Raw genomic sequence first — 24,292 nt, 5'->3', positions numbered from 1 at the left:
ACTATGTTACTGGTTACTGCTGGTACTACTCACTGCATGCAGCGGTGATGATGACTGCAATCCTGAGAGCTGACGCATATCGTTAAGTCGCCGCTCATAATTCTTCTGCAATGTCGCTTGCTGTGCAGGCGTTAGCAGGTGATACATCTGGTTGCGAACCCGAGCCATCTCAACTTGCAGTTCTATCTGCGCGCGGGCTTGTTTCTCTGCCTGCTGTCGGATAGCCGATTCGTTAAATTTGTCTGCAATGACAAGGTCATGCATAGTTTCAATATCCTGAACGCTCATAGCCGGGCGCTCATGTCGTGCTTGCTGCATCAGGTCTCGCATCTGTTGCCGCTGTTGTTCAGTCAGCTCAATGCCATCGAACATGTGGCTTTGCGGATTTTGCGTCATACTGCCTGTCGTCAATCCGCCGTTATGATGCATCTCGTCAATCGTCGTCGTGTCTGCTGCTTCTGCGCTGGCGTGACTGAGAACCATCGCTGAGGCAATGACGACGGCGGTTAAGTAGCGCATCGTTTACTCCCAGTTCGTTCCGTTTTGCGATTCAACGAGAGCTAGTGTACGGCGATAGCTGCAAACATCCGTCAGGGGGTGTAAAACTACGTAAAGCGTTGGATTGCAAGTCAAGGAACACGGTATTTTGCCTGCGGAGGGCAACAAAAAATGAATAAAATCCTGTTGGTTGATGACGACCGCGAATTAACTTCGCTGCTTAAAGAACTGCTTGAGATGGAAGGTTTTGAGGTGATTGTCGCCAGCGATGGCGAGCAGGCGCTTAACCTGCTGGATAACAGCGTTGACTTGTTATTACTCGACGTCATGATGCCGAAGAAGAACGGTATTGATACGTTGAAAGAATTACGACAACAGCACCAAACTCCGGTCATTATGCTGACCGCTCGTGGTAGTGAGTTGGATCGTGTTCTTGGCCTTGAGCTGGGCGCGGATGACTATCTACCAAAACCGTTTAATGACCGTGAACTGGTGGCGCGTATTCGGGCTATTTTGCGCCGTTCAAACTGGAGCGAACAACAACAGCAGCATGACAATAGTTCACCCACGCTGGAAGTGGATTGCCTGCGCCTCAACCCAGGCCGCCAGGAAGCCAGCTTCGATAGTGAAACGCTGGATCTGACGGGCACGGAATTCACTCTGCTCTATTTGCTGGCACAGCACTTAGGTCAGGTCGTGTCGCGTGAGCACCTCAGTCAGGAAGTGCTGGGTAAACGCCTGACGCCGTTTGACCGCGCGATTGATATGCACATTTCAAACCTGCGTCGTAAATTGCCGGAACGTCGTGATGGTCATCCGTGGTTTAAAACGCTACGCGGACGCGGCTATCTGATGGTTTCGGCATCATGATTGGAAGTTTGACCACCCGCATCTTCGCCATTTTCTGGCTCACCCTGGCGCTGGTGTTGATGCTGGTTTTGATGGTGCCCAAACTCGACTCACGCCAGATGACTGCACTGCTGGAAAGTGAGCAACGACAGGGCACCATGATTGAACAGCATGTTGAAGCTGAGTTATCGCAAGATCCCCCTAACGACCTGATGTGGTGGCGAAGGCTCTTTCGCGCCATCGACAAATGGGCCCCACCCGGCCAACGCTTGTTATTGGTGACCAGCGAAGGCCGGGTGATCGGGGCGCAGCATAATGAAATGCAGGTGATTCGTAACTTTATCGGCCAGTCTGATAATGCCGATCATCCGCAGAAGAAAAAGTATGGTCGTGTGGAGATGGTGGGCCCGTTCGCCGTGCAGGATGGTGAAGATAACTATCAGCTCTACCTGATCCGCCCCGCCACCAGTTCTCAACTGGACTTCGTCAATTTACTGTTCGACCGTCCGTTATTGCTGTTGATTGTCACCATGCTGATTAGCTCGCCACTGCTGTTATGGCTGGCGTGGAGCCTGGCGCGTCCAGCGCGCAAACTGAAACATGCTGCCGATGAAGTGGCGAGCGGAAACTTACGCCAGCATCCTGAACTGGAATCCGGTCCACAGGAATTCCTGGCAGCAGGTTCAAGTTTCAACCAAATGGTGAGCGCACTTGAACGCATGATGACCGCACAGCAGCGTTTGTTATCCGATATCAGTCATGAATTACGCACGCCACTGACACGTTTGCAGTTGGCTACCGCCCTACTGCGCCGTCGCAATGGTGAAGGTAAAGAACTTCAGCGTATCGAAACGGAAGCCCAGCGGCTTGATGGCATGATTAACGATTTGCTGGTGCTCTCACGCACTCAGCATAAAAATGCCTTAGTCAGTGAAGCGATGAAGGCGAACCAGCTGTGGAACGGTGTACTGGAAGATGCCAAATTTGAAGCCGAGCAGATGGGTAAAACCATGGATGTGCCGTATCCGCCTGGTCCGTGGCCACTGTACGGCAACCCGCATGCCCTGGAGAGCGCACTGGAAAACATCGTGCGTAATGCGCTGCGTTATTCCCACACGCATATCAGCGTGAGTTTCTCGGTGGATATTCAGGGTATTACCGTTCACGTTGATGACGATGGCCCAGGCGTCAGCGCTGAAGATCGCGAGCAGATTTTCCGCCCCTTCTATCGCACTGATGAAGCACGCGACCGTGAATCTGGTGGCACCGGTCTCGGACTGGCGATTGTGGAAACAGCCGTGCAACAGCATCGCGGTTGGGTGAAAGCCGATGACAGCCCATTAGGGGGGCTGCGCCTTACACTCTGGTTGCCGCTGTACTCCGCTCGTCAATAATTTGCTATGCTTCGGCCCTCGTTTCCGGGGGCCTTATGCTGAACATCGTTTTATTTGAACCAGAAATTCCGCCAAATACGGGCAATATCATCCGCTTGTGTGCCAATACAGGCTTCCAATTGCATCTGATTGAGCCGCTGGGCTTTGCCTGGGATGACAAGCGCCTGCGCCGCGCCGGGCTCGATTATCACGAATACACCTCACTCAAAAAACACGCCAATTACACTGCGTTTATCGAGTCTGAAGCACCACAGCGTCTGTTTGCACTCACCACCAAAGGCACACCTGCCCACAGCGCTGTGAGCTATCAGAAAGGGGATTATTTATTGTTTGGACCTGAGAGCCGTGGTTTGCCGGCAGAGATACTGAACGCGCTGCCAGCAGAGCAGAAGATCCGCATCCCAATGATGGCTGAAAGTCGCAGTATGAATCTGTCGAATGCGGTATCTGTGGTGGTGTATGAAGCGTGGCGCCAGCTTGATTATGCTGGCGCACTGATCAAGAGCTAAATTCCGTCGCCGTACTCGAAGCCCGCGCCGTTGAAGAGTTGGTCCATATCCATCGAAGGTTTATCGCTGGTGGGTTTGCCAACGATACGCGCAGGCACACCGGCTGCCGTGGTATGCGGCGGCACCGGTTGTAGTACCACCGAACCCGCACCAATTTTCGCGCCGCGCCCCACTTCAATGTTACCGAGAATCTTGGCACCTGCGCCAATCATCACACCTTCACGGATTTTCGGATGGCGATCGCCGCTGGTTTTTCCGGTACCGCCTAGCGTGACCGACTGCAAAATCGACACGTCATTTTCCACTACGGCGGTTTCACCAATCACGATACCGGTAGCATGATCGAGCATGATGCCGCGACCAATACGGGCTGCCGGGTGGATATCCACTGCAAAGGAGACGGAGATTTCGTTCTGCAGATAGACGGCTAACGCGCGGCGGCCCTCTTTCCAGAGCCAGTGGCCGATGCGATAAGCCTGTAATGCATGGAAGCCTTTCAGATACAGCAATGGCGTTGAATACTTATCAACGGCAGGATCGCGCTGGCGCACGGCTTGAATATCGTAAGCTGCAGAGACAATCATCTCTGGATCTTCACGATACGCTTCCTCAACGATTTCGCGTACCGCAATGGCTGGCATGATCGGGTTGGCGAGTTTGTTCGCCAGCATGTAGCTTAGTGCACTGCCAAGATTTTCGTGCTTCAGCAAAGTCGCGTGATAAAAACTGGCCAGCATGGGTTCACAATCAGCCAGCGCTCTGGCTTCAGCTTTGATGTTGTTCCAGACCAGTTCTAACTCTTCTGACGACATTGCTCTGTGCTCCCGATAAAAAAAGCGCCTGAGAGGCGCTGCAGGTGATTTAGCTGAGCATCCTGCTTCAGCTTTGGCTGTTTTCGTCCTTCCTTGCACGGCCAAGTAAACTCAATGCTGCCTCTCGCGCCGATTTTTCGCAATACAGTACCTGATAAATCTGCTCGGTTATCGGCATTTCAACACCCATTCTCGCCGCCAATGCTTTGACTTCTTTGGTGTTTCGGTACCCTTCTACAACTTGTCCGATAATGCGCTGCGCCTCATCAACGCTCTCGCCTTGTCCCAGCATCATGCCAAAACGACGATTGCGGGATTGATTATCGGTACAGGTCAGCACTAAATCGCCCAGCCCCGCCATGCCCATAAAGGTGGTGGGATCGGCTCCAAGAGCGGCGCCAAGGCGACTCATCTCCGTCAGCCCACGGGTAATCAGTGCGGTTCGTGCGTTAGCACCAAAACCGATGCCATCAGAAATACCGGCACCAATAGCAATCACGTTTTTCACCGCGCCACCCAGTTGCACGCCGATGAAGTCCGGATTGTTATAAACGCGGAAGCTTTTACCGCAGTGCAGTTTTTGCTGCAGATCCTCAGCGAACTGCGCATCAGTGGCCGCCAGCGCTATCGCTGTAGGCATACCCGCCGCAAGTTCTTTCGCGAAAGTTGGTCCGGAAACCACGGCCAGCGGAATTTGATCGCCAAGGATTTCACGCGCAACATCCTGCAAAAGACGGCCAGTCTCTTTTTCGAGACCTTTGGTTGCCCAGACAATACGTGAGTCTGCACGCAGATGCGGCTTCAACTGGGTGAGAACGTCGCCAAATACGTGGCTAGGCACCACCACCAACAGATCGCGGCTGGCATTCACCACCGTTGCCAAATCGGCTTCGGGAACAAGATTGTCAGGGAAAGGTACATCAGGCAGGAAAGCGGCATTACATCGGTCAGCCTGGAGCTGCGCCACGCTTTGCGGATTGTGGCCCCAGAGCAGAACCGGATGGCCGTTACGGGCCAGAGTAATGGCCAATGCGGTGCCGTACGAGCCGGCACCGATGACGCTAATCGAAGCGTTGAGGGTAGTCATCAGGCATCCTGACGTGGCGCTTCGCCTTCACCTTGCTGCTGCAGATAGTTCATGAACAGGGCATCAAAGTTAACTGGCGCCAGATTGAGCTGAGGGAAAGTACCACGAGACACGAGGCTGGTGATGCATTCACGTGCATACGGGAACAGAATGTTCGGGCAGTATGCACCGAGGCAATGTGCCATCTGAGTGCCTTCGATACCGCCGATAGTGAAGATACCTGCCTGCTGAACTTCGCACAGGAATGCGGTGTCTTCGCCAACGGTTGCTGTCACGGTAACGCGCAGAACAACTTCGTAGACTTCATCAGCCAGCTGAGATGAAGCGGTGTCCAGATCCAGTTTCACTTCCGGTTCCCACTCTTTCTGGAAAACCTGAGGCGCGTTTGGCGCTTCGTAAGAAACGTCTTTGGTATAAACACGTTGAATCTGGAACTGCATTTCGTTTGTGCTATGTTCTGACATGTTACTAAATCCTGTGAGTTAAATTGTCTGACCGAAAAATTATGCCTGGAGTAAGGGATCCAGTCCCTGACGCCCATCCAGCGCGTAAAGATCGTCACAGCCACCAATGTGCTGCGCATCAATAAAAATCTGGGGAACTGTCGTACGCCCGCTTCGCTGAATCATCTCTTCACGTTTCGCCGCGTTCCCATCAATAGGAATCTCCTGGAACGAAACACCTTTCTGATCCAACAATGCTTTTGCCCGGTGGCAATAAGGGCATGTGACTTTGGTGTAAATCTCAACATTAGCCATGCGGTTACCTCTGGGAATTATTTACCGCGTACCAGCGGCAGATTCTCACCACTCCAGCCGCTCACGCCATCTTTCAGCACGGAGACTTTTTCAAAACCTTCAGCGCTCAATTTAGCGGCTGACTCACCCGCGCTCTGACCAGTGGCACATACCACAATTATGGGCTGGGACTTGTGCTTTTCCAGTTCGGCAAAGCTCCCTTTTTTGATGTCAGCCGCTGCAATATTCACCGCACCTGAAATGTGCCCTTTGCGATAATCATCGCGCGAACGCACGTCTACAACCACCGCATCCTCTTTGTTGATCAGGTGGGTTGCTTCACCACGGCTGATGGTTTTTACCTTAGAGAACATTCCTTTAACGGTGGTCACAATCACCAGAACGAGTAAAACAACCCATGCCAGACTAAGGATGGTGTGATTGCTTGCAAACTGCATAATTTCTTGCATGAGGGGTAACGACTCCAGACCGGGCTAATAAGCTAAAACAAGGGTTCTGAGTATACCTGCGCCACTTAGCATGTACAGTCGCGAAGCGGGCAGAGTTACGATTTGTGCGTCATTTTCCAAAAAAAGTGTTCTAATCGCAAAATTGAGTCAAGGTTTATGCCGCTAAGCTCGGCACCGACATCTTTCGTAAAGCAAAACCCGCCCGGGATAACTGGTAAGCGGCTGTTCATCGTGGAATAATTATCGACTATGAAGGGAAAAGCGACCGTTACACACACAAGGACCTGTCACAACGGCCCAGCGCATCCGTTGTCATTTCGCTGGTCCGAAATCTCCCTGAGCTTGCTCTGCGCGGGCGCACTGTTATTGCCCGTTTACGCGCACAGTGCGGATGACAGTAAAACCCAGCTCAAGTCCATTCAGCAGGATATTGCTAACAAAGAGAAAAGCGTTAAAGCGCAGAAATTACAGCGCAGCAAACTTCTCGATCAACTGCAAAGTCAGGAAAAAGTGATTGCGCAAGCCAGCCGGCAGCTTAGGGAAACGCGCAATAGCTTGACCGCGCTCGACGGCGAAATCACACAAATTACCACCTCCATCTCTCGTCTGGAAAAACAGCAAGCTCAGCAGGAAAAACTGCTGGCTCAACAATTGGATGCGGCTTTCCGACAAGGCCAACACAATGGGTTACAGCTGCTGCTGGGTGGTGAAGAAGCACAACGCAGTGAACGCATACTTGCCTATTTCGGCTACCTTAATGCTGCACGCCAGAAAAACATCGACGATCTCAAACAAACTCAGCAACAGCTGTCCGAGCAGCGTCAGGCATTGCAAGGTAAGCAGGAACAACAAAAATCCCTGTTAGCCCAACAGCAGTCGCAGCAGGCCAAACTGGAAACCGCCAGTGCGGCACGTAAGAAAACCCTGACAGTATTGGAAAGCTCGCTGGAAAAAGATCAGGCCGATTTGGTTGAGATGCGAGAAAACGAAAGCCGTCTGCAGGATAAAATTGCCAAAGCCGAACGCGAAGCGCGTGAGCGTGCCGAACGTGAAGCACGCGAGGCAGAAAAAGTACGCCAGCGTCAGGCGCAGGCAAAAGCCAAGGGATCAAGTTATCAACCCACACAAAGCGAACGTGAGTTGATGGCGCGCACCGGTGGCCTCGGAAAGCCTGGTGGGCAGGCGGTATGGCCGGTGAATGGACGTATTGAACACCGCTTCGGTGAATCCATGCAGGGTGAACTGCGCTGGAAAGGTCTGGTGATTGATGCACCAGAAGGCACCGAAGTGAAAGCCATCGCCGATGGACGCGTACTGATGGCCGACTGGCTACAAGGCTACGGCCTGGTTGTGGTATTGGAACATGGTAAAGGCGATATGAGTCTTTATGGCTACAACCAAAGTGCGCTGGTGAGCGTGGGTACTCAGGTGAAGGCAGGACAGCCTATCGCCCTCGTGGGTACCAGTGGCGGCCGCGGCACGCCTTCGCTCTACTTTGAAATCCGACGTCAGGGACAGGCCGTCAATCCACTACCGTGGTTAGGAAGATAAGTGTTGTTTCAGCCTCAAAAGCTCTCAATTGCGTTCTGCGCACTGTTTTTCACACTATCGGCTCAGGCAGGTAAACTCTCAATTGTGATTGATGACTTCGGTTATCGTCCGGTTGAAGAGAATAAAGTGCTGCAAATGCCCGCTGCGATTTCGGTCGCTGTATTGCCGAATGCACCTCATGCTCGTGAGATGGCGACAAAAGCACATCAGGGTGGTCATGAGGTGTTGATTCACTTGCCAATGGCACCGCTCAGTAAGCAGCCGCTGGAAAAAGATACCTTAACCCCAGAGATGAGCAGCGAAGAGATCGCACGCATTGTTCGGGATGCCTCGGGTAAAGTGCCCTTCGCTGTGGGGCTGAACAACCATATGGGCAGCAAAATGACCTCCAGCCTGCCTGGCATGCAGAAAGTGATGCAGGTGCTAAATCAGTACAATTACTACTTTCTCGATAGCATGACGATTGGCAATAGCCAGTCTATTCCAGCGGCACAAGGTACGCATGTTAAGGTGCTGAAACGCCGGGTATTCCTTGACGATAGTCAGAATGAGGCATCGATTCGCGAACAGTTTACCCGTGCCGTAAAACTGGCACAGCGCGATGGTTATGCCATTGCGATTGGCCATCCGCACCCAACCACCGTCCGTGTGCTGCAACAGATGCTGCTATCACTGCCTGGCGATATTACGCTGGTCCGCCCAAGTCAGTTGCTGAATGAGCCTGTGCATCAGGGTAAAGCTCCGACGACAACCGATAAATCTCCAGCGCCGAAATTCCGTGCTCCGGGGGTGTGTAAGGTCAGTAAACCACTGCCGCCAGTGCCGCAAAGTCGAGCCGTTGAAATAGTGATTGAAAATGTGGCAGGTAGTAAGTTAATCAATCAGTTAGGTTTACTTTTTTAACGCAATCATCAACGTTTTTGAAAATTAGCGTTAGCCCCATTCGGGACTAGCGTTTTTTTCGTTATCATTACGAAATTAATTCCCGCGACTGATGTCAAATTTGCCAGGTTCTTAGGGTGAAATGGAATAATGAAAAAGCTTTGGAAAATAAACGTAATCAATAACGTACTCAGTTTACATGCCAGACTGAGCCAGATTGACAAAAACAAGACACCGCTAAGCTCAAATCATGAGTTTAAGCGCATTGTTATTTTCTCAACGACCGCATTAGGAGATCTCCTTTTTAATACTCCTGCGATCAAAGCCATAAAGCATCGCTATCCAGAGGCCAGGCTCATGCTGGTATCCAGTGATAAAAACCGTGATCTCGTTGAAAAAAGTCAATGGTTTGATGAAATAGTCATCTGGGATAATAAAATAGTTCATTCCCATCGCGTAATCAGGAGAATGAGAAAATTCAAACCTGATATGACTGTGCTACTGCATTCAACATTGGGCTATGACATTCTCTGCGCACGCCTGTCTGGCTCAAAATACATTATTAGAGATAATTTCAGAAGTGACAATACCGTCTTTAATCACTGGATAGATCATTATTCATCGGCAACAGATGTTCATATTATTCAGCGCAAACTCGACCTGATTAGTATTCTTGGATGCAATACAACAGATATCAGAATGCAATTTCCCATTGCAATTCACTCTGTAGAACGTGAAAACTATCGACCTGTAATTGGCTTTCAAATGGGGGCGTCCGGGAAAAACCGTTGCTGGCCAGTTGAACATTTTTCTGAACTAGCAGAGCGTATTTTAGAAAATAACAAAGATGCAAAAATAGTATTGACTGGTGCCACCCAGGATAAAAACATTGAAAAATCATTCTTTGATTTATTAAAAAATAAATACCATTCAAGGGTTCACTCTTATATTGGTAAGACTCGCCTACCTGAACTCTTACAGATAATTAAAAACCTTGATGTGTTGATCACAGGTGACACTGGACCACTACATATTGCTATCACGGCAGAAACGCCGACAGTGAGTCTTTATGTCAGTGCTAATCCCAGACATACAGGACCTTATCAGGATTTACACATCCATCAGACTATCAGAATTGAACCTGAATCTAATGATGATCCGCATTACCCATTAAGAAAAATAAGCGTTGATCAGGTTTATAACGTGATGATGAAAAATATTTCAGTCTAAAATTACACTACCAGATAGCAAGCGATCTGGTAGTGGTTTTTATCTAGGCCTTACGGGATGACAAAACTATCGCTAATGGCAACCAGAATAATACCCATGTTTCTCCTGGTCCACCAATCACAAACATCCCCTGAGTAACAAAAAACATCAAAGAGAAGAGATAAATTGAGGCTTCTAACCCCATGCCTTGATGATACTTTCTATACGCATGATACAAGCCAACCAGGATGAGTGATGCCATAAATAGCACACCCACCACACCGCCTTTTAAGAAGGCCGATACATAAATACTGTGTGTGGTTATAACATGTTGGCCAATACTGTTTACAAATGTCAGCTGCTTATCAAACCCCCAACCGAAATAGGGATGAATCATTGCATCTGAAATGGCATGATTCCAGATTCCAAATCTGATAAAACTCTGCGCATAAGAGGAAACAATGCGCGCATAAAAATCACTGCCATAATCGGTAAAGTAGAAGAATAATAAAATAGTAGCGATTGAAATCATGATATACAAAACATGTTTAAGGTGAACATGTTTATATTTAGCAAGTAAGACAGCTAAAGAAACCATTAAAGCCAATAATGGACCTCGACTTTGCGTCAAGATCAAGCCAATAAAGAGCAACGATGCAGGTATGTAAATCCAGTGTCGGCCTGACTCACGGGCAATAATCAGTGCACTTAAAATACCAAGAGCAAAATATCCACCGAGATCAATGACATTTTTTGGCGCGGCAAAAAAACCGTTTTCAAGTCTATTAGTCAGTAGCGTGCTTTTGTCTACCAACATAAATGTCAAAACAAGGACAATAAAACACCCGTAAAAAATGCATCCATAAACCTTCAGCAAACCATAACGCTTAATACAGTAATCAAACATACAAACGAAAAAAAGAAGATAAACGGTATGCTTCAGAGTTGAAATTATATTCTCTGGAACACTTGTCCATAAGTTCGTAATACTGTAATAAATGAGGAATAGTGCAATAACGCCTATTGACCTCCAGGGATATGGCTCGGGAAGACTAAGCTTTTTTCGCTGGAAAAACAAAAATATCATCATCGTTGTAATCGACAGATGAAATAAATTATTTACTTTTCCAACACCTGTAAATATGGTCATTAAAAATAAAAATGCCATAAAAGAAATAGATGCAATAAATTCTAAACTTTCAGTTTTTTTTAAAAATGACATCTGGCGTCGCCTTCTCGAAAATTTCCTCTGTCAGTCCACTATTCATAGACAAATTGTAAACCTTTATCCCTGCATGATTAAGCTCGATGCTGGCATTCAAGAATGCGGGCTTTATAACTTGAGTAAAGTTTTCCCCTAAAAAGCTTTTCTGCTTATTATTTTCATTTTCATAAAATCGTGGGGATGAAAAATTATTCATATCAACCCCTGCTAACAGTATACGATTTGAACTGAGCCATACGGCTATTTGCAACGCCCAATAGGCCACTGTACCCGCATCAAAAATACCTTGTCTGATATCCCATGAAAAACCTGATAATGGATCAGTTGGATAGACTGATAATCCTTTATTATCATTGAAATTCAAAGCATACTCAGCAGGTACTACTGATTTTCGAAATATCTTATAACTCAGATCTTCAATAATAGCCAAACGACACTTTATCTTATCGACTCCAATGCAATTCAACATATCATTGAGGCAATGAACTGTTGTAAAGAGCGTCAACTCAGGGTCGCCCAGTACTTTTCCGACAATATCAAAACGATTCTCAACAAAACCGCGATCGACAATAACATAATATGAAAATACGACTTTATCTCGTAGGTGATAAGCGCCATTAACACCAATAAATGTCGTTTCTGAAAGTAATTCAAAATCAAGATCATTCACTGACGGGCCAGTTGCCAGTATCGTCATATCATTGGTAACGGTTTTACGTAATGAATCTAATGCTTCAATTTTTATTTCATTTTTTCGCCAGACTAGCCGTTCAATATGGTCTTCTGCTCCACGTTGAATTCTGATATGAGGCCAAAAATTTTCATTGTGCCGATAAGCTCGTTCATGGGTATAACGATAGATTTGTTTAAATATTGATCCCATTCAAAGCAATTCCCGCAATTTTTCCATTACGCTCACGGCGGATATAGCCTGCATTCTGCCACCTGCACCGCGTAGCTCATGCTGATTCTTCCCATACCCCCCAATCAGCCCCGGATCAGTTGGACCAAACAGCGTAATATTCGGGCGGTCCAGCGCGGCGGTCAGGTGACTCAAACCCGTGTCGACCGAAACGACAGCGCGTGCCCCCGCCAACTGCTGTGCCACTTGCTCCAGCGCTAATTTTGGCAGCACCTCAACGTGGTTAAAACCTTCCGCCATTCTTAATGCACGCTGATGCTCATGTTCAGCACCCCAAGGCAGTTTCACTCGCAGACCTGTCGGCTGTACCCGTTCAATAAGTTCGCGCCAGTGCGCCTCTGGCCAATGTTTGTTATCGCGGGTGGTCGCATGCAAAAACACCAGGTATTGATGCGCATCGTTGGGCAGCGTAGAAAGGAAATGTCCCGCAATGGCATAATCACCCTGGGTCTCCGGTTTCGCATAATCCAGGCTTTTCGCAAATAGCTCACGCGTGCGTTCAACCGCGTGTTGCTGTTTATTAATTTCATGGCGTTTGTCATACCACCAGCTGGCAAAGGGTTCCCGCGCGCTGCGGCTGTCTTGCCCATGCTTTACGCCTTTAGCCAGTCGCGTCACCAGCGCGGCGCTTTTGATCAACCCCTGGGCATCAATCACCACATCATACTGGCGCGATTGCAGGTCTCGCTTAAACAGAACGCGCTCTTCACGCTGCTGGCTACCAAACCAATGTTTACGCCAGCGACGAATCGCCACCGGCAGCACTTTATCTACTGCCGGATGCCAGCTGGGGATCTGTGCAAAATTTTCTTCGACGACCCAGTCAAAACGGATGCCAGGAATGGCCTGCATCGCATCAGTGAGCGCCGGTAACGTGTGCAGCACGTCCCCCATTGAGGAGGTTTTTACAATCAAAACGTGCATGGCTACTCCTGCACCGGATGCAGCAGCGTGCTAAGTTCCTGATGAACTCGAGCAGGCTGAATATCAATGAGACTTTGGTGATAACCCTCTTCGGCATCACCTTTACGTACTTTGTGATAGCCAGAGATCAAACGAATTACGCGTGCCTGATGAGAGAGCGGCGGAGTGAAATCCGGGCTACTTGGGCCATATAAGGCGACCAAAGGACGATTCAGTGCGGCGGCAATGTGCATCAACCCGGAATCATTACTGACGATAGCCGCGCAATGTGCAATTAAGATAACCGCTTGTTCTAATTGCGTATCGCCGGCCAGATTTTTGCAGTGCGCTCGTGCTGATTCCGATAACGTCTGAACAATAGTGTCACCGGTTTCGCGATCTTTTGCGGAACCGAACAACACCACCTGGTACCCTTCGGCAATCAGTTGCTCGGCAAGCGCCGCGTAATGGTAGTGCGGCCAGCGCTTGGCTGGGCCAAATTCAGCGCCAGGGCAGAACCCTATAGCAGGACGATCGGCCGACAAAGAAAATTGCGCTGCTGTCATGCGCTTTTCATCTTCATCGACACGCAACTGCGGCCACAGTAAGGGCTGCGGCAACTGTTGTGCGGAGGCGATGGGTTTGTCGTAGCCCAGTGCAACATAGCGCTCCACCATCAGCGGAAACGCGGCTTTATCCAGCACACGCACATCGTTCAACACGCCATAGCGCATCTCACCACGCCAGCCGACACGACGCTTAATACCTGCAAAGAACGGCACCAGCGCTGATTTGAACGAATTTGGCAGCACATAAGCACGGTCATAATTGCTGACCTGAAGGGATTTGCCCAAACGCCGCCTTTCACCCAGTGCCAAAGCGCCATGGCCCAGTGGCATCGCCAGCGCCTGATTGACTTCCGGCATCCGTGACAGCAGTGGCCGGCACCAGGCCGGCGCCATCACATCAATGACCGCATCCGGGTGCTCAGCCTTGAGCGTGCGATAGAGACTTTGCGACATCATCATATCGCCGACCCAGGAAGGGCCAATGACCAGAATTTTCATCGCTGGTGCCGGTTTCCTTATGCTTTACGATTGAGCCAGGTCATGTATTCACCCACGCCCTGAGCAACGGTTTTAAATGGCTTGTCATAACCCGCTGCGCGCAGATTGGTCAGGTCCGCCTGAGTGAATGCCTGATAGCGGCCTTTCAGTTTCTCAGGGAACGGGATGTATTCAATCTGGCCTTGCTGATGGAACTTCAGTACTGCATCGGCGACTTCCTGGAAGGATTCCGCACGGCCAGTACCACAGTTGTAGATACCAGACACACCGTTTTCCCAGCACCACAGGTTTACCGCAACGACATCGTCAACATGGATGAAATCGCGGCGGAAGTCGTCGCTACCTTCAAACAGCTTTGGATTTTCACCGTTGCTGATCTGCGTGTTGAGGTGGAATGCCACGCTCGCCATACCGCCTTTGTGACCTTCGCGAGGGCCGTAGACGTTGAAGTAGCGGAAGCCACACACCGGAGAATCGGCTTCTGGCAGAATCTGACGCACGTAATGGTCGAACAGCATTTTTGAGTAGCCATAAACGTTTAACGGCTGCTCGTACTGGCGCTCTTCGATGAAGTTTTCATTACGCCCACCGTAGGTGGCTGCGGATGAGGCGTACAGGAAAGGAATTTCACGTTCAAGGCAGAAATGCAGCAAGTCTTTGGAGTACTGATAGTTGTTATCCATCATGTACTTGCCGTCCCACTCGGTGGTCGCCGAGCAGGCACCTTCGTGGAACACCGCTTCGATTGGACCCAGATCTTCGCCGGACATGATGTAAGAGAGGAACTCTTCTTTGTCCATGTAATCCGCGATATCCAGATCTGCGAGGTTCACGAATTTGGTGCCATCTTTCAGATTATCCACCACCAGAATATCGGTAAGACCGCGATCGTTCAGCGCTTTAACAATGTTGCTGCCAATCATGCCAGCGCCACCGGTTACGATAATCATATGCTTTGCCTTTAAAGAGTTGGGGTGAAACAGGAGGTTTCACGCACGAATGCCTAACATCATAACATTTCAGCCCGAGACAGGCAGCCAGATGACTCCGTAACCGCTGCACAATTTGCATCCATCGCGTGAACTATGCTGCAAAACAAAGATTTCTCTGGCGGAAATGTCGGCACGATGCATCCTGATCAGTAATATGTTCCAAAATTTTGCTATCTGAGGAGCAGAATCATGTCCAGTCAGTTTTATTCGCAAATCCGTCAACAGCTTGTGACAACACGTAGCGATGGATTGTTCAAACAAGAACGTACCATCACGTCGGCGCAGCAGGCTGAGATCCATGTCGCTAATAGCCCTCCGGTGATTAACTTCTGCGCCAACAACTATCTCGGTCTGGCGAATCACCCCGCGCTTATTCAGGCCGCCAAAGAAGGCATGGATTCCCACGGCTTCGGCATGGCATCCGTGCGCTTTATCTGCGGCACGCAAGATATTCATCAGCAGTTGGAACAAAAGCTGGCGGCCTTTCTCGGCATGGAAGATGCCATCCTGTTTTCCTCTTGCTTCGATGCCAATGGCGGTCTGTTTGAAACGTTGCTCAGTGCGGAAGATGCCATCATCTCTGATGCACTCAATCATGCCTCAATTATCGATGGCGTACGCCTGTGTAAAGCCCAGCGCTATCGGTATGCCAACAACAATATGTCTGAGTTACGTGCTCGGTTAGAGGAAGCGCGTGATAAAGGTGCACGCCATATTCTGATCGCCACAGACGGTGTGTTCTCGATGGATGGCGTGATTGCCAATCTGCAAGGCATTTGCGATTTGGCCGACGAATTTGACGCATTGGTGATGGTTGATGATTCCCACGCGGTCGGTTTTGTCGGAGCGACTGGACGTGGCACCCATGAATACTGCGGCGTAATGGATCGCGTAGATATCCTGACTGGCACATTAGGCAAAGCGCTAGGTGGTGCTTCAGGTGGCTATGTGGCTGCGAAAAAAGAGGTGGTTGAATGGCTACGCCAGCGTTCACGCCCTTACCTATTTTCCAACTCCCTGGCACCTGCCATCGTCGCCGCCTCGCTGCGGGTGTTAGACCTGCTCAGTGAAGGCGATGGGTTACGCCAGCGCCTTTGGGATAACGCCCGATTCTTCCGCGAGAAGATGACCGCAGCCGGCTTTACGCTGGCGGGTGCTGACCACGCCATCATCCCGGTGATGCTTGGCGATGCAAAAGTGGCTCAGCAGTTTGCCAGCCTGCTGCAAAAAGAGGGTATCTATGTCACCGGCTTCTTTTACCCGGTGGTGCCGCAGGGTCAGGCGCGCATTCGCACTCAGATATCTGCAGGCCATACGCAGGCACAGTTGGAACATGCCGTTGCCGCCTTTACGCGCATTGGTCAACAGTTGGGCGTGATTGCAGGAGCCGCAAAATGAAAGCACTAGCCAAGTTAAGAGCTGAAGAAGGCATCTGGATGGTGAAAGATGCGCCGATTCCGGAACCTGGTCACAACGACCTGCTGATTAAAATTCGTAAAACTGCAATTTGCGGCACCGATGTTCACATTTACAACTGGGATGATTGGTCGCGTAAAACCATTCCCGTTCCGATGATCACTGGCCATGAATATGTCGGCGAAGTCGTCGGTATGGGCGAAGAGGTAAGAGGCTTTACCCTTGGCGATCGTGTGTCCGGCGAAGGTCATATCACCTGCGGTCACTGCCGAAATTGCCGCGCCGGTCGCACTCACTTGTGCCGCAATACCGTGGGTGTCGGCGTCAATCGTCAGGGCTGTTTCGCCGAGTACCTGGTCATCCCTGCATTTAACGCTTTCAAGATTCCCGACAATATCTCTGACGAGCTGGCAGCGATTTTCGATCCCTTTGGCAACGCCGTGCATACCGCGCTCTCGTTTGATCTGGTCGGCGAGGACGTGCTGATCTCTGGTGCTGGTCCTATTGGTATTATGGCTGCAGCGGTGTGCAAACATGTGGGCGCACGCAATGTGGTCATCACCGATATCAATGATTATCGCCTCGGCCTGGCACGCCAGATGGGCGTGACACGCGCCGTAAATGTGGCGCAGGAAAATCTGCGCGATGTGATGGCTGAGTTGGGTATGACCGAAGGTTTCGATGTCGGGCTGGAGATGTCTGGCGCGCCTCCCGCGTTTCGCACCCTGCTGGAGGTGATGAACCATGGCGGGCGAATCGCCCTACTGGGCATTCCGCCGGGCGAGATGGCGATCGATTGGAATCTGGTGATCTTCAAAGGACTGTTCATCAAAGGCATCTATGGCCGCGAGATGTTTGAAACCTGGTACAAAATGGCAGCGTTGATTCAATCCGGCCTCGATTTAACGCCCATTATCACACATCGCTACCACATCGATGAATTCCAGCAGGGATTTGACGAGATGCGATCCGGGCGTTCAGGAAAAGTGGTATTGAGCTGGGATTAAGGATTCACAGGGAGGCTTTTGGGCCTCCCATGGCTTCACTTAATCAGCGCCAGATATTGCTGACAGATTGCCGCCGTATCAAATTCGGCAAAGGCATCCGCTGCTAACAACGGCGGGTGCTGATAAATGTCACACATTGCTGTTGCCAGCGATTCAGGATTGAGATCTGCCAGGCCGCGCGCTAAATCACCTTGCAACAGCCACATCGGGCCACCCGGACAACGCGTACTGACAACAGGCGTGCCACACAATATGGCTTCGATCAGCACATTACCAAAACCCTCGCTATCCGAACTGACAATCAGCATTGCCGCCCGGCTGATCCATGCATAAGGATTTTGTGTAAAGCCCTGGAAAATAACACGATTGGCAATCCCTAACGCTTGTGCCTGGGCTTCTAAAGCGGCTTTACGCTGTGCCGATCCCTGCCCCAATAACACCAACGGCAACTGAATATTGCTTAATGCGTAAGCCTTTAACAGGCGGTCATGCCGTTTGGTTTCGTGGAAGCGCCCGACATGCACCAGAAAACCAGACTCAGGCACTTCGGCGGGCTCTGCTGCCAACTGCCGAATCAGTGCAATATCGAACGGATTGCCAATTACCGCTTCGCCTGTGAGCTTCACAGCAAAGGCCTCTTTCAAATCCTCCAGCACGGCGGGTGAAACGCCGACTACGTTACGCCCCTGATAAACCTGCTGGATTTTACGCGCCTTTAACCAGCGTGATAATCCGGTGCGATGCCCAAGATAGGAGGCTGAAAACACGCCATGCAGGCAGAACCAGATTTTCTTCGCATCCAGCGCGCGACTTCGACGCACGATACGGTCGGTTTTGTGCAAATGAGACACCACAAGATCAAATTCACCTGCCGTTTTCTCCGCCTGTTGTACTGCTTCGTCCAGCAAACGGGCTCGACGACTCAGCTCGGTGAGTTTGCGCCAGGGTCGACGATTGGTGTCCAGAATGACCTGATAATCCACTCCCTTCGGCAAGGGGTACTCGCACACTTGTCGCAGGGAAAACAGTGATACACGGTGCCCCTGTGCCAGCATACCGGTGACCAGCGTCAGAACCACTTTTTCAGCGCCGCCGCCCGGCAATCCATCTATCACCATGAGTATGCGTTTTGACAAAATATTCTACCTGTCTGAATGAAATAACATGTGATTGCGTGCAGTCCTGGCCAGGATAGTAGCGCAGATCCTTCGTGCTTTTCGCCTGTTTCCTGCCCGGGCAAATAGTTTTGCGTCACTGAATGGCTCAGCGTAACATTGCGATTTTATTGGCTTCAGGCGGCGAACATGACCCGGCACGCGTTCCTTATTACCATTGACACTGAAGGCGACAACCTTTGGCGCAATCACCGTTCAATCACCACCGAAAATACCGGCTATCTGCCACGTTTTCAGGACCTGTGCGAGCGTTATGGTTTTAAACCCACCTGGCTGACCAACTATGAAATGGCGATGGATCCTGCTTTCGTGGAATTCGGCAAAGATGTCATCGCGCGCAAACAAGGTGAGATTGGCATGCATCTGCATGCATGGAACAGTCCGCCAGAAGCGCCACTCACCGATGATGACTGGCGTTGGCAGCCTTTCCTGGTCGAATACCCGGATACCGTGCTGCGCGATAAAGTCGTTTATATGACTGATCTGTTGGAAGAAAAGTTCCAGACGAAAATGCTGAGCCATCGTGCAGGGCGCTGGGCATTTGATGAACGCTATGCCGCCATTCTCACCGAACTAGGCTATCAGGTGGATTGTTCCGTTACCCCGCGCGTGAACTGGTCCTTCACACGCGGCGCACCACAGGGTAAAGGCGGCACAAACTATACAGATTTTCCGTTCAAACCTTATTTCATCGATCCGCAGGATATCTCACGCAGCGGCAACTCTTCACTGCTCGAAATCCCTATGAGTATTCAATACAAATACTCGCCTTTGATGAATACCTTCAAACAAAGTCTGTATCGACTGCGCGGCAAGCAAAAAAGCCCCGCCGTACATTGGCTGCGCCCGTCCGGCGGTAATCTTGCGGATATGCAACGTGTGGTCGAAATGTCGCTGGCAGAAGGCAATAATTACACGGAATTTATGCTGCACAGCTCTGAGTTCATGCCAGACGGCAGCCCAACGTTTAAAAACGAACGCGATATCGAACAGCTTTATGAGGATCTAGAGGCGCTCTTCAGTTGGTTAGCGCCCCGTTTCGTTGGCCAGACTCTGTCGGAATATCACGACAGTTTTAAGCTACAGCAGTAGTTTTAAGCTACAGCAGTCCGTACGTTAAGTTTCTGCCATGCCTGCCAGACCGTTTCCGGTGAGATATCACGACATTCTCCGGAATCGGTCTGCATAATCTGGTACTCACCCGACCATGGATGCCACAACGTCGCATTGGTATCGCCAAAGAACACCACCTGCTTTTTATGCAGCCCGGCGGCAAGATGCATCTGCCCCCCATCGCTACACAAAATTTGCTCGCAGCTATCAAAACCTGCGATGACTTCGCGCACTGATGCGGTGGGATAGCGCGCTACGCGCGGTGAATTGACCAACTGCATCAACTCATCAGCACGTGCCGCATCGCCTTTGTCATGGGCATCCAACGTGCCTTGAGGCGACCAAAACACCAGCACGCGCGCCTGCTCATCTTCCAGCAGCTTATTGATAAAAGCCGCATAACTGGCTATAGGCCAGCGACGCTTTGGGCTGCGGCTGCTGATGTGCACACCATATACCCTGCCTGGTGAGGCGAAGCTTTGTGCAACCCGCGCTTTCGCGGTTTCACGTTCTGCATCGGCGAGATAAAGATTCACAGATGGCACTTCAGGCAGGCTGTCAGTCAACGCAGAGAGATAAGAAAAGGTATGTTCGACCTGATGGCTGCCCTGAAAATCGCTTTTATGGAACGGATGATCCAGCTGAACGTCGGGCAAAGCAGCGCCAATAATATTGTGCGCGCCGGCCATTTTCGCCAGGCGTAAGCTGTATTTGCACGGCACCGGATTAGCCAAAATCGTGGCATCAAAGCGCGTTTTACGCAGTGCCAGCATGATTTTTACGCGCTGCCAGTAAACACCGAGTGTGGTTTCGTTCTTACCGCGATGTTTGGCTTTTTTGTAGACATACAGACGGTCAACGTGAGGATTATGGCTCACCACATCCTGAGCAATCTTATTAACCAGTAGGGTGATTTTTGCGTCAGGAAAAGTGCGTTTCAAACCTTCCAGCAGTGGAGTGGTACACACCATATCGCCAATGTTATCGCGTCGGATAACAAGGATGTTTTTCATACTGATGCCCAGGGTAAAAAGGATTGATGCCAAACATTCCGGCCAGAACCGTTCCTAAAAGCGCAAAAATGCCAGCGAGCTAACTACTTTTGACCATTAATGTCCAAAAAGTTCTGAATTTCTTAGCAATAATTAACGTTATAAAATCGTAAATAATTCATAAAACCATAAATAACAATGTCGCTTGATAATCCCGCACTTTCCATCATTACACCCATGTTCAACGCTGGCGCGATGTTCGAGACGTTTATGCAGTCTCTACTGGCGCAGTCGCTGACAGATCTCGAGATCATCATTGTCGATGATGGTTCCACCGATGGTTCAGGCGAACGAGCTGAGGCTTATACGCATCAATATTCTCAGGTGCGGGTTATTCACCAGGCTAATGGTGGCGTCTCACGGGCACGCAATGCCGGATTAGCCGTCGCAAAAGGCAAGTACGTCACATTCCCGGATGCAGACGACACCATGAGCCCAACCATGTATCAAATACTGGTTGAGATGGCCGAGCGAGACAATCTCGATGCCGCGCAGTGTAATGCGGAGTGGTTTTTCAAAGCCAGCCAGACGACCAAACCGTTGATTCCCCTGGATCGCTTAACCAGCACCGATGTATTGAGCGGCCCAGAATGGCTGAACACCGCACTGCAGACGCATCGATATATGCACGTGGTATGGCTGGGTATTTATCGCCGTGAACTGATTGAACAAAACAATCTCACTTTCGAACCGGGGTTACATCATCAGGATATTCCCTGGACCACAGAGTTCATGTTCAACGCCAGACGCGTGCGCTACACCGATCAAATGCTCTACCGCTACTACCTGCACGATGCTTCCATCAGCAACCGCAAACGCACCGGTCAACGAAATGTCGAGTATCAACGCCATTACCTGAAAATCGCGCAGATGCTGGAAGAGATCAATGCACGCTATTGCGATAAAGTTAAAATCTATCCCGCATTCCATTATCAAATTACGCGTGAAGCGCTCAGCGTCTGCCATTCCATTCGCCGTGAACCGGAAGAGAGCGCACGGCAGGCGATGATTGCGGATCTGTTTGCCACGCAAACCCATAAACGTATGCTGCGGAATGCACGCGGCGCGCGGCAGTGGTATCAACTGCTGTTATGGCTGAGTCGGATTTATCGCTGGCGTAACAAATAAGCGTCGCGGCTGGCTTTCGCCCTATAGGGGTTTGCCCTACAATCAGCTCACTGAAATTTGAGATCATTTGAGTATGGCAAGCCCGATTCCAGCCCAATTTGCACCGAAAAACATTCTGCTGATCAAGCTGCGCCATCACGGCGATATGCTGCTGACCACGCCCGTTATCAATGCGCTGCGCCAGCGCTATCCGGACGCCAACATTGACGTCCTGTTATACAAAGAGACGCGGCCGATGCTGGAAGCGCACCCCGCTATTCGCCAGTTGCACATCATTGACCGCAACTGGAAAAAAGAGGGCGGCTGGCAGAAGTTTCGCCATGAGATGGCGCTGCTTTCAGCTGTACGTGCCTGCCATTATGACGTGGTCATTAACCTCGCCGATCAATGGCGCAGCGCGATTATCACACGTTTTTCAGCTGCGCCGGTGCGCATTGGTTTTGCCTACGCCAAACGTGATCACGCTCTGTGGCGTTGGTGCCATAACTATCTGGTTTCGACAAAAACACATAATCAATTGCACACCGTCGAGCAGAATATGGCGGCGCTTGAACCGCTAGGTATCAGCGCAGAAGGTGCAAAAGCCTCAATGCACTTTAGTGCGGCAGATAAACAGAAAGTGCAGGATGCATTGGTTCAGCAAAAGGTCAGCGGGCCGTTTATCGTGTTACAGCCAACATCGCGTTGGGTATTCAAATGCTGGGAAGATGAAAAGGTCGCGCAGCTGATTGATACGCTCGCCGCCGATGGTCATACCATCGTGCTGACTGCCGCACCTGACAAGCATGAGCAAGCGATGATCGCTCACATTCAGGCGCTGTGCCATAGCCAGAATGTGGTTTCACTTGCCGGGCAGCTTTCATTGCCGCAACTGGCGGCATTGATTGATGCCGCGCAGCTGTTTATCGGTGTGGATTCTGCCCCCATGCACATGGCCGCCGCACTCGATACGCCCTGTCTTGCGCTGTTTGGCCCCACCAAACTGCAACACTGGCGTCCGTGGGGTGAAAACAATCGCGTGATCTGGGCCGGTGATTACGCACCGCTGCCTTCGCCAGACGACATCGATACCAAAACAGAACAGCGCTATCTCTCAGCCATTCCGGTGGATGATGTGGTGGCCGCCGCCAGGAGTTTTTTGCATGACTAAGTTACGCCTGGCGATTGTCCGGCAGAAATATCGTCCGGATGGCGGTGCCGAGCGTTTCATCTCGCGGGCGTTGGAAGCACTGGACAGCGAGCAGCTCGATCTGAATATCATCACACGCAGCTGGCAGGGCACACCCAATCCAGCCTGGCATCTGCACATCTGCAATCCCGCCAAATTTGGACGCGTATCGCGCGAACGCGGTTTTGCCCACGCGGCACGTGCATGTTGGGAACGTGAGAAGTTCGATATCGTGCAGAGCCACGAACGCATTGCGGGCTGCGATATTTTCCGCGCCGGTGATGGCGTGCATCGCGTATGGCTGGAACAGCGTGCGCGCATCGTCTCACCCTGGCAGCGTTTGAGCGCCAGCCTGAGTCCTTACCATCGTTATGTTCTGCAGGCTGAAGCAGAGATGTTCAATGCAGCATCACTGAAAGCGGTGATCTGTAACTCAGAGATGGTGAAACAGGATATTTTGCGTCATTTCACGCTAGATGCCAGCAAGATTCACGTGATTCATAACGCCATCGACAGCCAACGTTTCCAGCCAGCAACTGAAGCTCAGCGCTACGCCATACGCCAGCAATTGACGCTGCCACAGGATGCCACGGTGATGATCTACGTGGGTTCAGGCTTTGAGCGCAAAGGCTTGAAAGCCGCCATTGAAGCACTCGCCCACAGCGATCGCTATCTGGTTGTGGTTGGCCAGGACAAACAACTTTCACGCTATCAGCAGCTGGCTAACCAGCTTAATTGCCTTGATCGCTTGCGCTTTGTTGGCGTGCAGCAGGATGTGCAGCCCTATTATCACGCCGCTGACGCCTTACTGTTGCCCACGCTTTATGATCCTTTTCCGAATGTGGTGCTTGAAGCGATGGCCTGCGGTTTGGCCGTGATTACCAGCACCGGCTGTGGCGGCGCAGAATTTATTCAAGCCGGTCAGGAAGGCTTCGTTTGTGATGCATTAGATATCAAGGCATTAAATGACGCCATTGTCGCCACACCTGCACTTTCGCAGAATTCTGCCATGGGTGAAGCCGCACGCCGCAGAATCGAACCTTTTGGTCCACAGCGGCTGGCGCAGTCCCTGACTTCACTCTATCAGCAGGTGCTGAAGACCAGCTGACGAAGTGGTATGAGCAGG

Annotated in this window: 25 protein-coding genes; 12 read left to right on the top strand and 13 right to left on the bottom strand. The window is 50.7% G+C overall.

What is annotated here, in order from left to right; translation table 11 throughout:
* Window positions 1-6 precede the first annotated feature (6 nt).
* Window positions 7-519 (bottom strand): cell-envelope stress modulator CpxP, encoded by a 513-nt coding sequence (gene cpxP / locus CRO33_RS22700; protein WP_097119670.1) that lies wholly within the window; start codon window positions 517-519, stop codon window positions 7-9.
* Window positions 520-669: 150 nt separating this feature from the next.
* Between cpxP and cpxR the strand changes: the two genes are divergently transcribed.
* Genes cpxR through trmL form a run of 3 tightly spaced genes read left to right on the top strand, consistent with a single transcriptional unit; the run spans window position 670 to window position 3,250 of the window.
* Complete coding sequence (cpxR, locus tag CRO33_RS22695; RefSeq protein WP_034823774.1) at window positions 670-1,368, top strand: envelope stress response regulator transcription factor CpxR; 699 nt, start codon at window positions 670-672, stop codon at window positions 1,366-1,368.
* Window positions 1,365-2,741: an envelope stress sensor histidine kinase CpxA gene (gene cpxA, locus CRO33_RS22690; RefSeq protein WP_034823776.1), complete on the top strand. Its 1,377-nt coding sequence runs from the start codon at window positions 1,365-1,367 to the stop codon at window positions 2,739-2,741. Before cpxR ends, cpxA begins: the two co-directional genes overlap by 4 nt.
* Window positions 2,742-2,776: 35 nt before the next feature.
* Entirely contained in the window at window positions 2,777-3,250 is a 474-nt protein-coding gene (gene trmL / locus CRO33_RS22685; RefSeq protein WP_058960119.1) for a tRNA (uridine(34)/cytosine(34)/5-carboxymethylaminomethyluridine(34)-2'-O)-methyltransferase TrmL, read from the top strand.
* Here the strand turns inward: trmL and cysE are convergent.
* The 5 genes from cysE to CRO33_RS22660 all read right to left on the bottom strand — a co-directional run bounded on the left by cysE (window position 3,247) and on the right by CRO33_RS22660 (window position 6,356).
* Window positions 3,247-4,062: a serine O-acetyltransferase gene (gene cysE / locus CRO33_RS22680; RefSeq protein ID WP_034823780.1), complete on the bottom strand. Its 816-nt coding sequence runs from the start codon at window positions 4,060-4,062 to the stop codon at window positions 3,247-3,249. The two genes, trmL and cysE, sit on opposite strands and share 4 nt — an antisense overlap.
* A 67-nt stretch (window positions 4,063-4,129) precedes the next feature.
* On the bottom strand, window positions 4,130-5,149 hold the full coding sequence (gene gpsA, locus CRO33_RS22675; protein WP_034823782.1) for an NAD(P)H-dependent glycerol-3-phosphate dehydrogenase: 1,020 nt from the start codon (window positions 5,147-5,149) through the stop codon (window positions 4,130-4,132).
* A complete protein-coding gene (gene secB, locus CRO33_RS22670; protein ID WP_034823785.1) occupies window positions 5,149-5,613 on the bottom strand; it encodes a protein-export chaperone SecB in 465 nt (154 codons plus the stop codon). The genes gpsA and secB overlap by 1 nt, the downstream gene beginning before the upstream one ends.
* A 39-nt stretch (window positions 5,614-5,652) precedes the next feature.
* The gene (grxC, locus tag CRO33_RS22665; RefSeq protein ID WP_007885328.1) at window positions 5,653-5,907 is read right to left on the bottom strand and encodes a glutaredoxin 3; all 255 of its coding nucleotides are present in this window, start codon (window positions 5,905-5,907) and stop codon (window positions 5,653-5,655) included.
* 17 nt (window positions 5,908-5,924) lie between these two features.
* Window positions 5,925-6,356, bottom strand: a complete 432-nt coding sequence (locus CRO33_RS22660; protein ID WP_034823789.1) for a rhodanese-like domain-containing protein — start codon at window positions 6,354-6,356, stop codon at window positions 5,925-5,927.
* A 249-nt stretch (window positions 6,357-6,605) separates the two neighbouring features.
* On the opposite strand from CRO33_RS22660, the gene envC reads away from it, so the two are divergent.
* From envC to CRO33_RS22645, 3 genes are all read left to right on the top strand, one after another.
* On the top strand, window positions 6,606-7,907 hold the full coding sequence (envC, locus tag CRO33_RS22655; protein ID WP_097119669.1) for a murein hydrolase activator EnvC: 1,302 nt from the start codon (window positions 6,606-6,608) through the stop codon (window positions 7,905-7,907).
* 3 nt (window positions 7,908-7,910) lie between these two features.
* Window positions 7,911-8,810: a divergent polysaccharide deacetylase family protein gene (locus CRO33_RS22650; protein ID WP_097119690.1), complete on the top strand. Its 900-nt coding sequence runs from the start codon at window positions 7,911-7,913 to the stop codon at window positions 8,808-8,810.
* A gap of 129 nt (window positions 8,811-8,939) precedes the next feature.
* The gene (locus CRO33_RS22645) at window positions 8,940-10,019 is read left to right on the top strand and encodes a glycosyltransferase family 9 protein (protein WP_058960120.1); all 1,080 of its coding nucleotides are present in this window, start codon (window positions 8,940-8,942) and stop codon (window positions 10,017-10,019) included.
* Between the two features lie 43 nt (window positions 10,020-10,062).
* Here the strand turns inward: CRO33_RS22645 and CRO33_RS22640 are convergent, their stop codons facing one another.
* The 5 genes from CRO33_RS22640 to rfaD are packed head-to-tail and all read right to left on the bottom strand — an operon-like array spanning window position 10,063 to window position 15,065.
* A complete protein-coding gene (locus tag CRO33_RS22640; protein ID WP_097119668.1) occupies window positions 10,063-11,220 on the bottom strand; it encodes an O-antigen ligase family protein in 1,158 nt (385 codons plus the stop codon).
* On the bottom strand, window positions 11,198-12,106 hold the full coding sequence (locus tag CRO33_RS22635) for a sugar glycosyltransferase (RefSeq protein WP_097119667.1): 909 nt from the start codon (window positions 12,104-12,106) through the stop codon (window positions 11,198-11,200). Before CRO33_RS22635 ends, CRO33_RS22640 begins: the two co-directional genes overlap by 23 nt.
* Window positions 12,107-13,069 (bottom strand): lipopolysaccharide heptosyltransferase RfaC, encoded by a 963-nt coding sequence (gene rfaC / locus CRO33_RS22630; protein WP_097119666.1) that lies wholly within the window; start codon window positions 13,067-13,069, stop codon window positions 12,107-12,109.
* 2 nt (window positions 13,070-13,071) lie between these two features.
* Window positions 13,072-14,115: an ADP-heptose--LPS heptosyltransferase RfaF gene (rfaF, locus tag CRO33_RS22625; protein WP_097119665.1), complete on the bottom strand. Its 1,044-nt coding sequence runs from the start codon at window positions 14,113-14,115 to the stop codon at window positions 13,072-13,074.
* 17 nt (window positions 14,116-14,132) lie between these two features.
* A complete protein-coding gene (gene rfaD / locus CRO33_RS22620) occupies window positions 14,133-15,065 on the bottom strand; it encodes an ADP-glyceromanno-heptose 6-epimerase (protein WP_045815712.1) in 933 nt (310 codons plus the stop codon).
* 231 nt (window positions 15,066-15,296) lie between these two features.
* On the opposite strand from rfaD, the gene CRO33_RS22615 reads away from it, so the two are divergent.
* Both CRO33_RS22615 and tdh read left to right on the top strand, forming a co-directional pair.
* Complete coding sequence (locus tag CRO33_RS22615; RefSeq protein WP_097119664.1) at window positions 15,297-16,505, top strand: glycine C-acetyltransferase; 1,209 nt, start codon at window positions 15,297-15,299, stop codon at window positions 16,503-16,505.
* Entirely contained in the window at window positions 16,502-17,530 is a 1,029-nt protein-coding gene (gene tdh / locus CRO33_RS22610; protein WP_097119663.1) for an L-threonine 3-dehydrogenase, read from the top strand. The genes CRO33_RS22615 and tdh overlap by 4 nt, the downstream gene beginning before the upstream one ends.
* Window positions 17,531-17,565: 35 nt before the next feature.
* Here tdh and CRO33_RS22605 read toward each other — a convergent pair whose 3' ends face one another.
* The gene (locus tag CRO33_RS22605) at window positions 17,566-18,648 is read right to left on the bottom strand and encodes a glycosyltransferase (protein WP_097119662.1); all 1,083 of its coding nucleotides are present in this window, start codon (window positions 18,646-18,648) and stop codon (window positions 17,566-17,568) included.
* A gap of 186 nt (window positions 18,649-18,834) precedes the next feature.
* Between CRO33_RS22605 and CRO33_RS22600 the strand changes: the two genes are divergently transcribed.
* Window positions 18,835-19,797, top strand: a complete 963-nt coding sequence (locus CRO33_RS22600; RefSeq protein WP_097119661.1) for a polysaccharide deacetylase family protein — start codon at window positions 18,835-18,837, stop codon at window positions 19,795-19,797.
* Between the two features lie 2 nt (window positions 19,798-19,799).
* Here the strand turns inward: CRO33_RS22600 and CRO33_RS22595 are convergent, their stop codons facing one another.
* Complete coding sequence (locus tag CRO33_RS22595; RefSeq protein WP_097119689.1) at window positions 19,800-20,831, bottom strand: glycosyltransferase family 9 protein; 1,032 nt, start codon at window positions 20,829-20,831, stop codon at window positions 19,800-19,802.
* Between the two features lie 177 nt (window positions 20,832-21,008).
* Here CRO33_RS22595 and CRO33_RS22590 point away from each other — a divergent pair, with 177 nt between their 5' ends.
* From CRO33_RS22590 to CRO33_RS22580, 3 genes are all read left to right on the top strand, one after another.
* Complete coding sequence (locus CRO33_RS22590; protein ID WP_097119660.1) at window positions 21,009-21,998, top strand: glycosyltransferase; 990 nt, start codon at window positions 21,009-21,011, stop codon at window positions 21,996-21,998.
* 73 nt (window positions 21,999-22,071) lie between these two features.
* Window positions 22,072-23,148, top strand: a complete 1,077-nt coding sequence (gene rfaQ / locus CRO33_RS22585) for a putative lipopolysaccharide heptosyltransferase III (RefSeq protein WP_097119659.1) — start codon at window positions 22,072-22,074, stop codon at window positions 23,146-23,148.
* Window positions 23,141-24,274: a glycosyltransferase family 4 protein gene (locus tag CRO33_RS22580; protein WP_097119658.1), complete on the top strand. Its 1,134-nt coding sequence runs from the start codon at window positions 23,141-23,143 to the stop codon at window positions 24,272-24,274. The genes rfaQ and CRO33_RS22580 overlap by 8 nt, the downstream gene beginning before the upstream one ends.
* Window positions 24,275-24,292: the final 18 nt, after the last annotated feature.

The sequence above is a fragment of the Pantoea sp. GL120224-02 genome, assembly GCF_900215395.1.
Taxonomy (GTDB): domain Bacteria; phylum Pseudomonadota; class Gammaproteobacteria; order Enterobacterales; family Enterobacteriaceae; genus Pantoea; species Pantoea communis.
This window is presented reverse-complemented; position numbering and strand designations above follow the sequence as displayed.

What these genes read in the sequence shown, in the direction of transcription:
- cpxP (WP_097119670.1), bottom strand. Translation starts at nt 519, where the DNA reads ATGCGCTACTTAACCGCCGTCGTCATTGCCTCAGCGATGGTTCTCAGT.
- cpxR (WP_034823774.1), top strand. Translation starts at nt 670, where the DNA reads ATGAATAAAATCCTGTTGGTTGATGACGACCGCGAATTAACTTCGCTG.
- rfaC (WP_097119666.1), bottom strand. Translation starts at nt 13,069, where the DNA reads ATGCACGTTTTGATTGTAAAAACCTCCTCAATGGGGGACGTGCTGCAC.
- CRO33_RS22645 (WP_058960120.1), top strand. Translation starts at nt 8,940, where the DNA reads ATGAAAAAGCTTTGGAAAATAAACGTAATCAATAACGTACTCAGTTTA.
- cysE (WP_034823780.1), bottom strand. Translation starts at nt 4,062, where the DNA reads ATGTCGTCAGAAGAGTTAGAACTGGTCTGGAACAACATCAAAGCTGAA.
- CRO33_RS22635 (WP_097119667.1), bottom strand. Translation starts at nt 12,106, where the DNA reads ATGGGATCAATATTTAAACAAATCTATCGTTATACCCATGAACGAGCT.
- CRO33_RS22605 (WP_097119662.1), bottom strand. Translation starts at nt 18,648, where the DNA reads ATGGTGATAGATGGATTGCCGGGCGGCGGCGCTGAAAAAGTGGTTCTG.
- gpsA (WP_034823782.1), bottom strand. Translation starts at nt 5,149, where the DNA reads ATGACTACCCTCAACGCTTCGATTAGCGTCATCGGTGCCGGCTCGTAC.
- CRO33_RS22600 (WP_097119661.1), top strand. Translation starts at nt 18,835, where the DNA reads ATGACCCGGCACGCGTTCCTTATTACCATTGACACTGAAGGCGACAAC.
- grxC (WP_007885328.1), bottom strand. Translation starts at nt 5,907, where the DNA reads ATGGCTAATGTTGAGATTTACACCAAAGTCACATGCCCTTATTGCCAC.
- CRO33_RS22660 (WP_034823789.1), bottom strand. Translation starts at nt 6,356, where the DNA reads ATGCAAGAAATTATGCAGTTTGCAAGCAATCACACCATCCTTAGTCTG.
- rfaD (WP_045815712.1), bottom strand. Translation starts at nt 15,065, where the DNA reads ATGATTATCGTAACCGGTGGCGCTGGCATGATTGGCAGCAACATTGTT.
- CRO33_RS22590 (WP_097119660.1), top strand. Translation starts at nt 21,009, where the DNA reads ATGTCGCTTGATAATCCCGCACTTTCCATCATTACACCCATGTTCAAC.
- envC (WP_097119669.1), top strand. Translation starts at nt 6,606, where the DNA reads ATGAAGGGAAAAGCGACCGTTACACACACAAGGACCTGTCACAACGGC.
- CRO33_RS22640 (WP_097119668.1), bottom strand. Translation starts at nt 11,220, where the DNA reads ATGTCATTTTTAAAAAAAACTGAAAGTTTAGAATTTATTGCATCTATT.
- secB (WP_034823785.1), bottom strand. Translation starts at nt 5,613, where the DNA reads ATGTCAGAACATAGCACAAACGAAATGCAGTTCCAGATTCAACGTGTT.
- rfaF (WP_097119665.1), bottom strand. Translation starts at nt 14,115, where the DNA reads ATGAAAATTCTGGTCATTGGCCCTTCCTGGGTCGGCGATATGATGATG.
- CRO33_RS22615 (WP_097119664.1), top strand. Translation starts at nt 15,297, where the DNA reads ATGTCCAGTCAGTTTTATTCGCAAATCCGTCAACAGCTTGTGACAACA.
- cpxA (WP_034823776.1), top strand. Translation starts at nt 1,365, where the DNA reads ATGATTGGAAGTTTGACCACCCGCATCTTCGCCATTTTCTGGCTCACC.
- tdh (WP_097119663.1), top strand. Translation starts at nt 16,502, where the DNA reads ATGAAAGCACTAGCCAAGTTAAGAGCTGAAGAAGGCATCTGGATGGTG.
- rfaQ (WP_097119659.1), top strand. Translation starts at nt 22,072, where the DNA reads ATGGCAAGCCCGATTCCAGCCCAATTTGCACCGAAAAACATTCTGCTG.
- trmL (WP_058960119.1), top strand. Translation starts at nt 2,777, where the DNA reads ATGCTGAACATCGTTTTATTTGAACCAGAAATTCCGCCAAATACGGGC.
- CRO33_RS22580 (WP_097119658.1), top strand. Translation starts at nt 23,141, where the DNA reads ATGACTAAGTTACGCCTGGCGATTGTCCGGCAGAAATATCGTCCGGAT.
- CRO33_RS22595 (WP_097119689.1), bottom strand. Translation starts at nt 20,831, where the DNA reads ATGAAAAACATCCTTGTTATCCGACGCGATAACATTGGCGATATGGTG.